The 13,325-nt window shown below is 45.8% G+C and carries 7 protein-coding genes; all 7 read left to right on the top strand.

Annotation, left to right across the window (positions count from 1 at the left end):
• The first annotated feature begins 1 nt into the window (after position 1).
• Positions 2 to 382 carry a hydrogenase maturation nickel metallochaperone HypA gene (locus C7E00_RS12295; RefSeq protein ID WP_239928569.1) on the top strand — a complete coding sequence of 127 codons (381 nt, stop codon included), beginning with the start codon at positions 2 to 4 and terminating at the stop codon, positions 380 to 382.
• A 256-nt stretch (positions 383 to 638) separates the two neighbouring features.
• Entirely contained in the window at positions 639 to 1,010 is a 372-nt protein-coding gene (locus C7E00_RS12290) for a hypothetical protein (RefSeq protein WP_105304539.1), read from the top strand.
• A gap of 642 nt (positions 1,011 to 1,652) precedes the next feature.
• Positions 1,653 to 4,244: a DEAD/DEAH box helicase gene (locus tag C7E00_RS12285; protein ID WP_105304538.1), complete on the top strand. Its 2,592-nt coding sequence runs from the start codon at positions 1,653 to 1,655 to the stop codon at positions 4,242 to 4,244.
• A 1-nt stretch (position 4,245) separates the two neighbouring features.
• Positions 4,246 to 4,968, top strand: a complete 723-nt coding sequence (locus tag C7E00_RS12280; protein WP_105304537.1) for an SWIM zinc finger family protein — start codon at positions 4,246 to 4,248, stop codon at positions 4,966 to 4,968.
• Positions 4,969 to 5,138: 170 nt separating this feature from the next.
• Positions 5,139 to 5,555 (top strand): HD domain-containing protein, encoded by a 417-nt coding sequence (locus C7E00_RS12275; RefSeq protein ID WP_105304536.1) that lies wholly within the window; start codon positions 5,139 to 5,141, stop codon positions 5,553 to 5,555.
• A 415-nt stretch (positions 5,556 to 5,970) separates the two neighbouring features.
• The gene (lepB, locus tag C7E00_RS12270; protein WP_105304535.1) at positions 5,971 to 6,561 is read left to right on the top strand and encodes a signal peptidase I; all 591 of its coding nucleotides are present in this window, start codon (positions 5,971 to 5,973) and stop codon (positions 6,559 to 6,561) included.
• A gap of 40 nt (positions 6,562 to 6,601) precedes the next feature.
• A complete protein-coding gene (locus tag C7E00_RS12260) occupies positions 6,602 to 13,171 on the top strand; it encodes a hypothetical protein (protein ID WP_135358225.1) in 6,570 nt (2,189 codons plus the stop codon).
• The last annotated feature ends 154 nt before the right edge of the window (positions 13,172 to 13,325 follow it).

Raw genomic sequence — 13,325 nt, 5'->3', positions numbered from 1 at the left:
AATGGGCATTGTCACTCATCTGGCGAAGACGCTGGATGAGCTGGCAGCAGAGCAGCATATTACCCGGATCGGCTCAGTGACGCTGCAGGTCGGCGAAGTTTCCGGAATCATGACGGATTACTTCGTGGATTGCTGGAATTACTTCAAGGTGCGCCATCCGGTGCTGAAGGATTCCGAGCTGAAGCTGGAGACATTGCCAGCCGTGACGATCTGCGAGCATTGCGGCAAGACCTATGAAACGGTAAAGTACGGAAGAACGTGTCCGTACTGCCAGAGCGAAGAGACCTATCTTCTGACTGGCAATGAGTGCATCATCAAGGAAATCGAAGCCGAGACGGAAGACGATCGGCAGGGAGAGGAGTCAGTTCCGATCAGGGACTGATTCTTTTCTTTTCCGGTGGAGCTACACTTACAAAATTCGAGTCTTCGGGAATTGAGGAAATATGATGAACATGGTTTACCAATACCGGAGATTGGATATCATCCTGAGCCGAATCTTACAGGGAATAAGATCAAGAAAATACTGCATTTCCATACTTTTGATAAGAATATCAATCGATTTATGGGTGGAAAAGTTTCGAAAACTATGAATAGTGATATTTATAAAAAATACGTATGTATTTGGAGGAATACGGATTATGATCAACGGTAATCTCAGCCAATTTCTGGATACCGGATGGTATAGCGAAGAAACCATTTACTTTAGTGGCTATATTTACTGGTGTGAGGGTGATACTAACCCTGAAACAGGTATTTCACATTTCTGGGTAAATAGGTGGAGAGCTGAAACAGAAGAAAATAAGCTTTATCGTTCCATCATCGACAATAATGGCGATCCCCATGGATATGCTACTGTTCTGGATATGTATGACAGCAGCATGGATAGATTAAAGAAACGATTCCTTGAAGCTTCAATTTTTGATGGAAAAACCTTCTGGCAAGTTGAAAATAAAATTGCATGGCTTGAAGAAGGTTCGCCAATTATTGAAAACGGCCGGGAAAACCCATGAGTTTCAGCCATGGGATGATAGGCCGCTGTGATCGTATCATTTAAGTAGAAAGCTTCCTGTAACATTTAAAGTGTGATAGGAAGCTTTATACAAATCTGTGATTGCATCATAGATTTGTATAAATTATACCGCATTTAACTTTTCCGCATCAAATGCGTTGCTATGTAAATAAATTCTTCTGTCGAAAATTCCGGCACATTGTCTGCTATTAAGGTATACCCTATTGAAACGAATGCTGAAGAAGAAATGTTAATGACTTCTGTGACCATCTCCGCGTAAATGCCATCGTTTGGTTGTATTGCCGTAAGTCTTTCGCCCCTTGTGCTGCTTCCGTTGCTTTCAAGGAGTTCATTCTCTCAAGCACAGATCAGCGAGCATGATTTTTATCAGTCGAAATCAATAAAATATGACCGCTCCCCCCCCATCAGTGCATTTACCAGTGATAGGTTTTCTGAAAAATGTCAGTAAAATTCACCTGCCTGAGGATCAGCATAAAGATGGCTGATAAAAGTGCTGATTACTCAGAGAGAGATGAGGCATTTCTCTGAAAAGTATGAGAAACCCCATGAAGCGGATTTCTGAAAGCGGCCAGATGAGATACAACAGATTGTGAATGCTATACTGTTGAAAAGGGAGAACAGAATGGAACAGACGGAATCATTGCGCTTTGTATTTACTCCGGAGGGATTTCATCCGGATGCGTCCGGGTACAGTGAAGAGAACCGGAAATGGTTTGAGCAGGGAGGCATTCCTGCGCTTTATGCGTTCGAAGCGGGAAGAAGGCCGGAGAATCTTTCTCCTTCGGCTGCGTTTCTGTATCAGGTTTCTTCTTCTTTCTTCCAATGTCTGACGGATTCGCCGCAGCTGGAACTGGATCGTTCCAGGGCAAAAGTAAAGATCAGTGAGACACGGATGGATGCGTTGCTGAATTCTGTTCCTTTTACAATCGGAGCAGAGAATGTCACAGCTTCGTGGATCAAGGCGATTTATAAGGAACTGCTGAAGATATTCCGCAGTGAGATCAGAAATTATGATGGCACGGTGCAGATGTATCTTGCCGAGAAGAATCAGAATCTCCATGTGCCGGAGAGGATCTTCTTTCATCTGGTTGAGAATCGGAATGAGGAAGAGGGGTATCCGTTTGCGTTCATGGCTACATATGCTTCGGCAGGAGAGGATGGCAAGGTGCATCATTATCCGCTGAAGTATGCATTGACGCAGTATGGGAATGATCGCAAGAAACTGATTGCCTTGCTGTCCTGCCTCAATCGGGCTTCTGAAGTATCGCCGGCAGTGAAGACGATGGTGGAAAGCGGAGAATTGTTTCATCCGCTTCGCTTTACTGCCGAAGAGGCGTTTTCGTTTCTGCAGCAGGTGGAAGATATTGAAAAGTGCGGAATCCTGTGCCGGATCCCGGACTGGTGGCGCAAGAAGCTGATGAATGTGTCGCTGCAGATGGTGGTTGGCGAGAAGCAGCCTTCTCTGCTTGGCTTTGATTCGATCATGGAGACGACACCGGAGCTGACGGTCGATGGCATGAAGCTGACCAGGGCAGATATTAAAAAGCTGCTGGAGCAGTCCGATGGGCTTGCCATGATCAAGGGCAGATGGGTTCATGTGGATCATGCCAGATTGAAAGAACTGCTGAAGAAGATGGACCATGCCCAGGATACGGTCACCTTGATGCAGGCCTTGCGCATGCAGATGGAACAGGATGACCGGGACCCGGATAATGGTGAGATCATCACGAATGGCAGGTGGCTGAGCGGTCTGTTGAATCAGATGCGTCATCCGGAGAAGATCCGGAATCTTCCGGTTCCGGAAAGCGTTCATGCAGTATTGCGGCCGTATCAGAAGGTCGGGTATGAATGGCTGAGCTATATGGGGTCTTTAGGGTTCGGAGCGTGCCTGGCAGATGATATGGGTCTTGGCAAGACGCTGCAGGTGCTGACGTATCTGGAACAGCTCAGGACGCGCAATCCTGAAGCAAAGGTGCTGCTGGTTGTGCCTGCTTCTCTGATCGGCAACTGGGTCAAAGAGGCAGGGAAGTTCACTCCTGATATGGATGTGAATGTGCTGCATGGAAAGCCGAAGAAGCAGCTGGAGCAGGAGATCAGAGAGCCTCATTTTCTGAATCTTACAACTTATGGAATGGTGAATCGTCTGGAGAGTCTAGCGGATCAAACATGGGATTGTCTGATTCTGGATGAAGCCCAGGCCATCAAGAATCCGCTGACCCGCCAGACCAAGGCAGTCAAGAAGATTCCTGCCAGGATGCGGCTGGCTTTGACTGGTACGCCGATTGAAAATGATCTTGGCAATCTCTGGAGTCTGTTTGATTTCCTGGACAAGGGACTGCTTGGAAGTGCAGACAGTTTCCGGAAGTTCTGTGCGGGTATGGATTCCTCGGATGGCATGGAGTATGCAAAGCTCAAGGGTATGATCAGTCCGTTCCTGTTACGCAGAATGAAGACGGATAAGACGATTATCCATGATCTGCCGGATAAGATCGAGATGGTTGACTATGCTTCGCTTTCTGCCAAACAGACGGTGCTGTACCGGCAGATCACGGATCATCTTGCCGAGAGTGTCAAAGGTCTTTCGGGCATGGAGCGCAGAGGTCTGGTGCTCGCTTCTCTGACGAAGCTGAAGCAAGTGTGCAATCATCCGGATCAGTATCTTGGCGACAGCGGGTTCAGCCCGGAAGAAAGCGGCAAGTTCCAGATGCTGAGAGATCTCTGCGAGACGATCCGGGATAAGCGGGAACGGGTTCTGGTGTTCACGCAGTTCCGGGAAATCACGGGTCCGCTGGCAGCGTATCTGTCGGAGATATTCGGTGCAGAAGGATATGTGATTCATGGCGGAGTTCCGGCAAAGAAGAGAACGGAGATCGTCAATGCGTTCCAGTCTGATCTGTATGTGCCGTTTATTGTCTGCTCACTGAAGGCGGCGGGAACGGGATTGAATCTGACGAGGGCAAATCATGTGATTCACTTTGATCGCTGGTGGAACCCGGCAGTGGAGAATCAGGCAACCGACCGGGCGTTCCGGATCGGCCAGGATAAGAATGTCATGGTCCATAAGCTGGTCTCTAGGGGAACGATTGAAGAGAAGATTGATACCTTGATCAATTCCAAGAAGGAACTGGCTGAGAATGTGATCGGTGCTTCTGAGACAAGCTGGATCACGGAAATGAGCAATGAAGATCTGATGAATCTTCTGAGGCTGGAATAGCATGGCACGATATTATGAAACAAAATACTATAGTCAGCCGACTGCAGAGGAATTGAAGAAGCGTGCAGACGAGAGCACAAAGAAGGCGAAGCGCAAGGGAGTGGTCTATCATCCGGTGCTGATCAGCGGCAGAAAGATCTGCACGTCCTGGTGGGGAATTTCCTGGTGCGAGAATCTGGAGCGTTATGCAGACTATGAAAATCGGATTGAACGGGGCAAGCGCTATGTGCGCAATGGCTCGGTCATCGATCTGCAGATAGAGAAGGGAAGGGTTCATGCCCGGGTGCAGGGCAGCCGCAAGGCTCCTTATAAGGTTGAGATCAAGGTGAGCCCGCTTTCCGAAGAGAAATGCCAGGCAATCCTGAATCGCTGCGGCAAGCTGGATGACCTTGAGACTCTTCTGTCCGGGAAGTTTCCGGATGACATGAAAGAACTGTTCTTCGAGAAGAACGGATTATTCCCGAGTCCGGCTGAGATCAGTCTTTCGTGCAGCTGTCCGGATTATGCCATCATGTGCAAGCATGTGGCAGCAGTGCTGTATGGGGTCGGGGCGCGTTTCGATGAAGATCCGATGCTGTTCTTCGTGCTGAGAGGAGTAGAAGTGAGCCGCTTCATCGATGTCTCATTGAAGGATCATGTCGATACGCTTCTCGAACATGCCGATAACCATACTTCCAGAATGATGGATGATGCTGAGATCGATCAGGTATTCGGAAGAATCTGAGGAAGAAATGACTTTCTGATGTGTGTCAGAAGGTCTTTTTCTGATTCAGAGCCGGCTCCGGATCCGGACGAATGATCCGCCGATGAACTGCAGAATCATCTCTATGCGCGGCATGACATGGAGCACATTGCACATGAACGTCTGCATGGGGAACGAACTTCTTTCTCATTATGATCGCAAGATGCAAGGTTCAGATGTGTCTGATTCATGATCTCATTGAGATCAGAGCAGGGGATACCTTTGCATATGATCCGGAAGGAGTCCGGACACAGGCGGAACGGGAGAAGAAAGCTGCGGATCTGGTGTTTGCACAGCTGCCCGAGGATCAGGGGCAGATGATGCGCAGGCTGTGGGAAGAGTTTGATGCAATGCAGGCTCCTGATGCGAAATATGCCGCTTGCATGGATCGTCTTCAGCCATTTCTGAACAGCATTCTGTCGCATGGATCTTCCTGGGAACCAGGGAAAGTACATCGAAAAGATGTCGAAAGAAGAAATAGAATCATTCGGGAGTTTATGCCGGAAGTCTATGACTGGATCACGAAAAACCTGGATCGTGCAGTCGAAGCAGGCTGGCTGGAGCCTTAAGCAGGCACTGGAAACCTGAAACAGTTTCAGGAATAGATGGGATCACCTGGCTGAGAAACGGAAGAAATCATGCTCAGTAATAGATGGGATGAATTGTGAAAACAAAATAACGATTCAATCTGTAAAATGACTGAAAAAATGGCATTTCAGTGCTTCTGTAAACGTTTCCAGCATAAGAGAAGGGTTTCAGCCGAAGACTGAAAACTTTTCGGGGAAGCTTTATTTTCATTGACAATGATGCGGAATATTGGCTCAGAATATGGATTCTCTGCATGATTGTGCTACAATGACAACGAAAGCTGACCAAAGGTTGATAAATGCATCGCAACCTTGAATAGATAGGATGACTTGGAATCAATCCTGGATCTTGTCTGGCTTTGCGAGATGACTGAGATCCCGGCGTATTCGGAAACCGATGGGGAAGAAAAACGTGCGAGTACCAGAGAAAAAGGAGTCTTCTGATCAGAGGCCTGAAGAGAAACAGAAGGTGTCCCGGAAGCAGTATCTTCGAGAACTGCGGAAGACGATTCTGATTCTGGCAGCCACGTTTGCCGGTGTGCTTCTGCTGGCATGGCTGGTGCTTCCGGTGTTCCGGATTACCGGGGATGCGATGGATCCGACCTTGCAGGCAGGAAACATCGTGCTGTCTTTAAAGAGCAAGGATCTGAAGGAAGGCGATCTGGCAGCTATCAGGTACAGTGACAAGATTCTCGTGCGGCGGATCATTGGTCTGCCGGGCGATCGGATCGAAATAGATGAGTCCGGAACAGTCCGTGTCAACGGAGAGGTCGTTCCGGAAGCATATGTGAGCAATCCGGGAACCGGACAGGCGGATATCGGATTTTCGCTTGAGGTACCGGAAGGAAAGTATTTTGTATTAGGAGACAATCGCAGCGTCTCCATCGATTCACGCAGTTCTGCAATCGGATGCATTCCGGAAGAAATGATTGCAGGAAAACTGGTATTGCGCATCTTCCCGCTGGATGAAATGGAAACGCTGAGCTGACGCAGCAGCAAAGCGGTCCAAAAGCTTGAGGGGTAGCAGCATGAATAGAAATTTTGAACGTGGCGAAAGCCGGAAAACCGGAACACGCAGACTCAGAAAATTCTGGAAAGTCTGTGCCTGGGGATTAAGCGTTTCGATGATCCTTGGTACGGGCAATATCGGCAGTTATATTGTTACCGCAGATGACGGGGAAGTTCAGGTTACAGAGATCCCTGCGGAAACATCAGAGCCGGAAACTGAGACTTCGGAAGAGCCGGTTTTTTCAGTATCTCCGGAGAGCACTCCTTCTCCTGAAGCAGCTGCTTATGCAGTGACTGAAATGACACCTGCTCCTTCTGAAAGTACGCAGCCCTCAGAGTCTCCTACTTGGACCGCTGCACCAGAGCCGTCCGCAATCAGCACTTTGATTCCCGAAACAGCAGCTCCGGAGCCATCCGCAGAAAGCACGGTTCTTCCTGAAACGGCGGAACCGGTTTCTTCACCAGCCGCCACCGAAGCACCTGCAAGCATGTCTGAGATGTCTTTCGAGCGGAAAGAAGAGACTACTGGCATCACCGTATCGGTGAAAGCAGAAGCAGGCACCTTCCCGGAAGGAACCACCATGGAGCTTTCTTCGGTAGAGGATCAGAGCATTCTGGAAGATGCCAAGCAGGCGTCTGAGCTGCAGAATCCTTCTGCAGTAGCAGTAGACATTACCTTCAGAGACCCTGAAGGAACGATCATTGAACCTCAGAAGCAGATCCGAGTGACGATGACTTCTGATGTCATCCGCCAGGCTGAGAGTGTTGATGTCGTGCATGTGCCGGATCAGACTGAAGATACCTCTACTGCAGTCGTAGATCAGGTTCCGGATCAGAATCTCTCAGAAGAAGAAAAGCCTGCAGAAGACCAGGTGGTGTTTGATGCAGATCAGTTCTCTGTATATGCGATTGTATATACGGTAGACTTCACCTTCAGCGGCTATACGTATTCCATGGAAGGCGGCAGCTCTATTCTGCTTTCTTCTTTGGCAAGTCAGCTTGGTCTGCATGACAGCGAACATGATATAGACTTCGATATCAATAAAGTTGCAGGTGTCTCTTTCTCTGATCCGAGCCTGGTTAGCATTGAGCAGCGGGATAATGACTATATGCTGACAAGCCTTCAGCCTTTTACTTCTGATGAGACACTGACCATTGCTATGAATGATGGCAGCAAGTATCTGGTAGATGTGAAGGATGAGCAGGGGAATCAGGTAAATCAGGGGACAACCTGCGAAGTATATTTTCTGGATAATAGTGGCAACCGCACTTCGAAGATATCAACTAATTCTGGTGAGGAACTGAATGCAAGAGTCAGACTGACAAATTCCAGCGCGAATACGGGAGATAATTCCTATGTTAAAGTCGCGATCGGCGGGCTTGGACAATATGTAACATTGAAGAATAATATAAAGACCGAGCCATGGGATACCATCACAATAGAAGACAATTATTCGCATGAAAATATAGAGATCGGTGTCTATTTTGATGAGACCTCGAAGTCTGTTATTTATCGCGTTCCGGCTGGTGCTACAGCAATTGTTCCACTTGATTTCAAAACGAACAACGGAATAACGCCAAACAATACAGAAGTGAAACTGACGCCAGAAAAATGTGATGAGCATGGAACGGAGATTCCGCTGTCCGACAATGATAATATCGGAACTCCTGCGACCGGGACTTGGACATCAACATTTCAGTGGGATGATATCGATAAAAAAGTAAATGGCACGGATACTAACACAATATCGATCGATGACAGCAATTCGTCCAGTCCGAAGCTGACAGGGGATCTTCTGTATACGTATTCGGCAAATTCTGAAAACCGGGACACCAGTGGGATGAGGTGGACGGAATACGCAGAAGTGGATGACACTGTTTCTCTACCGGAAGGAGTCACATTGCCAGAAAATTGTGACATCGACAAAGGTTCCGGTAAGATTACGGACGGGAGTGGGAAGACAATTTGGCAGCTGAGTCTGAAACCGAATATGTCGATCACGAATATTCAGGTTTCTGATGACAGGCGCTCAATTACCTATAACCTGAAAATTAACAATGAAAACAAGAATAGTCAGGATAATAGATTGAATGGAGAGATAGAAAACCTTTCATGGTCTGGAGTGCTCAGCGCGGATCAATTAGTGCTAGATTCTGGCTATATCAATATAGTAATCAGCGGTAATGAAAACAACAATATTTCAAATAAAGTGGTTATCCGCGAGTATCCTATCGTTGGAGATGAAAGACCTTCCTCGGAGGATACAGTTACTACAACAACGAAATACACCAGCTATCAGATTGACAAGACAAGCACTAAAGAAGGTCAGACATTAAAGCCCGGTGATCCTGTGGACTATTCAATTACGGTATCCAATAAGAGTTCTACCGAGATTACAGGAGAGGATTCCGTTATTCTGGATCAACTTCCGAAAGCTTTGATGCTGGACCAGAATGAATTCGACCGGTTGAATAACATCGAGGGTGTAACTGTTACGAAAAATGGCGACGATACGTATTCAATCGAGTATAAGAAAACTATTCCTGCCAAAGGCAAAATAGAGCTAAGTATCAATGCCAAAGTTAAGGATGTGAAGGCATTGAAAGAGGAAAATGTTTCGACTGATGTATCGAACACTGCTTCTTATAAAGATGTAAGCGATACGGTTATCAGCCATTTGAATTATGGGCATCTTTCCGTCAAAAAGACCGGTGATAACAAAGATCAATGGGGAAACATTATAGCAACGAAAAATGGGAAAACCGTTCATTTTACAGTGACTGTAAAAAATGATACCGATTATCCAGCGGATAAGGATTACAATCTGACAGATACTCTGCCTGCTTATTTGCAGCTTAAGCTTTACAGTGACGGACAGTGTCAGAATCCGCTTTCTATCGATGATTTATATAATGGACAGAATATTGAAAAGAAAGGTGTCTATGTAAAAGATTCGGCTGGAAACAGTCACCAGGTAAATGTAACGATAAATGCTGATGGCACAGCCACGATAACCAAAAATTATAAGTATACGGATGGCTTTCCGGCAAAGACTACTGAGACACTGGGATATGAAGTTGTATTTAATGCATCAAAAGCATCGGGTGCGAATACAGACGGCGAAGGAAATGTCTATTTTGAGAATGTGGCAACGCTTGATGACGGGACACAGGGACAGAGCGGATTCCGGGGGCAGACAGGAAGGGTGACCCTTTCCAAAGAGGTGACTGATGCCGTACTAGACGAGAACCATGCGGATGAACCTTACGAAGATCAAACGATTGTTTCTTATACGATTCATGTCAAAAATGATGAAACGAATCCCAAGACAGGAGATATCGAAGTTTATGATGACCTGCCGAATGGTCTGATGCCGTATGGATTTAAAAATGATAGCGGCACGGAAGTCAATAATTTTGATGATTTGGTTAAACTTGCCAACGACGGTGCAGTGTTAAAAGATGAAAAGGGACGTAAAGTCACGATCACATATGCTGCAGATCATTTTCGTTTGTCATGGACAATTTCCAATGCGGATGGAAAGTTTAAGAGTGCAGATATTTGTTACCGAGCTCAGGTTCAGCAGTCAAAAATTTCAGATCTTAATGGAGAGACAATAACTCTGACGAATAAGGCAACTTCCGGCAAGACGGAAGCCAGTAAAGACATCAAGGTTAAGGGAAACGAGATTAAAATTGAAAAATTTGTCAAAGATGATCAGACGAACGAATGGGTAAAAAATATTAAGGTGAAACCGGGGGCAACATATACCTATAAGCTTGTTATTCATAATCCAAATCATGTTGACGCAGTTGTTAAGAATGTGAGTGATGTCCTTCCATATGCTGGCAGCTCTAAAGGACTGCCGAAAAGTTACTGGAATGACAAAACTGTTTTCGTCGATAAGGAAGGCGGTTTTTGTACCAACGCAGTAACAGGTGACTGGCGATACCCATATCAAGTTTCAGATGGGGAAATCCACTTTCCTGATATCAATATCAAAACAGATATGGATATATTGGAACAGACTGTCAAACTTACATGGCCGGACAGTGATGCTCTTGCAGAATGGTATGGGAAGACATTAACGGAACCTAATTACAGCTCTTCCAAGAATTTTTTCCGTGCTGATGGCATGGAAGATCATGTTGAGCATCGCCCAGATATAGAGAAAAAATACTATTTACAGAAAAGCGTTGTCGCTCTGAATTATGGGAATGGGAAATGCATTTCGGGAAAAACAACTTTTAGTAAAGATCAGCTCCAGTATGTAGAATATGGCGTTATCTTTGCCAACACAGGAAAGAGCATTCTTCATTTATCGCAACTGACAGATCTTCTTCCAGAGGAACTGAATTATTACGGAATAGTGAATGGAGACTATAATAAGGGTTCAGATCCGAAAAATACACAATCGATCGATTCATTAATCTACCAACAGCAAAGTATCGGTGGCTCGAGTTTTTACTTGCCTGATGGATATTCGATTGCCGATAAGAATAAGATTTCATCATCATCAGCTGATGGACAGGCCATTACTTTTTCCATTAATGGAGGAAGAGGTGTAGATCTAGCGTCAAAGCAGGCAATTGTATTTAACGTCTGGTGCCAGGTTAAAAATGTGAACGGGAAATCCACAATGGAGGTTGGTAAGCCGGTCACAAATGTTATTCGTGCAGAGGTAGATAAGGATGCGGAACTGAGCCCGGTAACAGTAGAAACTAGAAATACTCCATATGATGATTTTCAGAATAATGGATCCTGTACAGAAATAGATACGGGCGATACCACAAAAACTGCTGAATCAACTGTGACCATCTATCCAATTAACATGCCGATCCCAGGGATTCAGAAGACGGCTGTCAGCTATAGAGAATCATTGGATAGTACAGGAGAAAATTGGCCGAACTGGGTTGATTTGCCGGCAGATCATTCCCAGAATATCAGTTCCCAGTGCCAGATCGAATGGAAAATAAGGCTTTATAACGATGGTACGGTTCCTATTACAAATTACACGTTCCGGGATAAGCTGATCAACAAACACAAATTTGTTACTGCAACATGGAAATTGGGCAGCAAACCATGGGAAGAAGGCAAAACAATCAATCTTGATGTAAGTGCATCGAAAGAGGAAAATCGAGGTCTAAACATTGCCGTATGGAAAGCTCAAGATGATCAATATACGATTCCCGCCGGTGATTACGCAGAGATTACTGTAATCACACAATATACATCGGCTGGTTTCCAGGGACAACTTACAAATGAAGCCTATTTCGAACCTCAACAGGAATGCGATTACAACGGCGTCCAAAGAGGCCAGCTGGAGAAGAATGCAGAAGGAAGTCAGTATATTGGCGTTTCTTCAGGAGACTACGTGAACATGTACGGAGATGGAGCGACCATTTCCTACAAGCAGGTAACGGAGGAAGATGATTTTTCGAATACAGCCTATGGATATAATATTTCCACAGGACATAACTTCATTACGATTTCCGATAAGTTGGACACTTTCCGCTATACTGCGAGCGTGACAAATGTTTCGAAACGTTCACTCTATTCATACACAATGATTGATACACTTCCTGCTCCCAATGATACTGGCGTGGTCAATGCGAGTGAACGGAGAGACAGCGAATATACTATAAACCTGTCAGAAAATCCAAATTTTGCGATAGTTTTGACAGGCAAGGATCGTAGTGGACAAACCAAAGAAATAACACTCGATACGGACGATTATCAGCTGAATTACTCTGATAAAACGACGTTCACCAGTGCTGATTGGGCAGGCGGCGAGAGTGATGCTTGGAAAATTGCAAAACCAGAGGCAGCTAAATCCTTCCGCATCATTTTAATACCGGACAAAGTTGGTAATAAACTTGGCAATATACTTAACGATGATGCTGTGAGCACGAACAATGCTGTCCTTCCAAGCAACTGGAATCTGAAAGTGTCATTCACGTGTACAGCGGGAGAAGGTGCAGCGCCAGGAGATATCGCATGGAATTCCTTCGGATACCGATACGCTTATATGAGCAATCTAAATGATTCCGGAAGTTATCTTACTGCAGAACCGCCCAAGGTAGGAGTGAAGATCCCGGCAGAACCTATCATTAAGAAGATTGTTGAAGATAGTAAAGGAAATGTTCTTGGGGAGGATAAGACTGTAAGCTTCACCTTTAAGATATACAAAGGCGAGGTTACACCAGAAACAACACAGGATGAATTGAATAAAACTCCTTTTGAAACTGTTAGTGTTACACAAGGAGGCTATTACGAGCTCAAGCCCAAGGTAAAAGTAAATGGAAAAGAACAGGGATTCTACGAAGAAGGACAGAAGTACACTATTATTGAAGATAATGCTGCCGGGTACAAAACTTCACGATTTGAAGTGAACGGAGTGACGCTGACTCAAAACCAGATCTATTGTACTTTTACGTATCAGAGAAATAGCAGTTTTAATATCCGATGTGTGAATCGTAAAGAGCAGTCTTTCGTCCTTCCTTCCACCGGCGGTCCTGGAGATTTGCCGTGGATGGCTCCGGGAATGTTGCTGTTGCTTCTGGCAGGAACCGTTTTTGCGGTGAGATAATTGCAGATTCAAAGGAATGCAGGGAAAGGGGGCGGTTCCGAATAAGGTGAAACGTTCAAGAACATCCCTTTTCTATGAGACCAGAGCGCCGGAGTGAAAGACTTTCGGACAATGCTTACATGATTCAGGTCGCAGTCTGAAAAGAGACAGATTA

This window comes from Anaerolactibacter massiliensis (assembly GCF_900290205.1).
Taxonomy (GTDB): domain Bacteria; phylum Bacillota_I; class Bacilli_A; order Erysipelotrichales; family Erysipelotrichaceae; genus Bulleidia; species Bulleidia intestinalis.
The sequence above is the reverse complement of the archived record's forward strand: the minus strand, read 5'-3'. Positions and strand labels throughout refer to the sequence as shown.

What these genes read in the sequence shown, in the direction of transcription:
- C7E00_RS12280 (WP_105304537.1), top strand. Translation starts at nt 4,246, where the DNA reads ATGGCACGATATTATGAAACAAAATACTATAGTCAGCCGACTGCAGAG.
- C7E00_RS12290 (WP_105304539.1), top strand. Translation starts at nt 639, where the DNA reads ATGATCAACGGTAATCTCAGCCAATTTCTGGATACCGGATGGTATAGC.
- lepB (WP_105304535.1), top strand. Translation starts at nt 5,971, where the DNA reads ATGGGGAAGAAAAACGTGCGAGTACCAGAGAAAAAGGAGTCTTCTGAT.
- C7E00_RS12275 (WP_105304536.1), top strand. Translation starts at nt 5,139, where the DNA reads ATGATCGCAAGATGCAAGGTTCAGATGTGTCTGATTCATGATCTCATT.
- C7E00_RS12285 (WP_105304538.1), top strand. Translation starts at nt 1,653, where the DNA reads ATGGAACAGACGGAATCATTGCGCTTTGTATTTACTCCGGAGGGATTT.
- C7E00_RS12260 (WP_135358225.1), top strand. Translation starts at nt 6,602, where the DNA reads ATGAATAGAAATTTTGAACGTGGCGAAAGCCGGAAAACCGGAACACGC.
- C7E00_RS12295 (WP_239928569.1), top strand. Translation starts at nt 2, where the DNA reads ATGGGCATTGTCACTCATCTGGCGAAGACGCTGGATGAGCTGGCAGCA.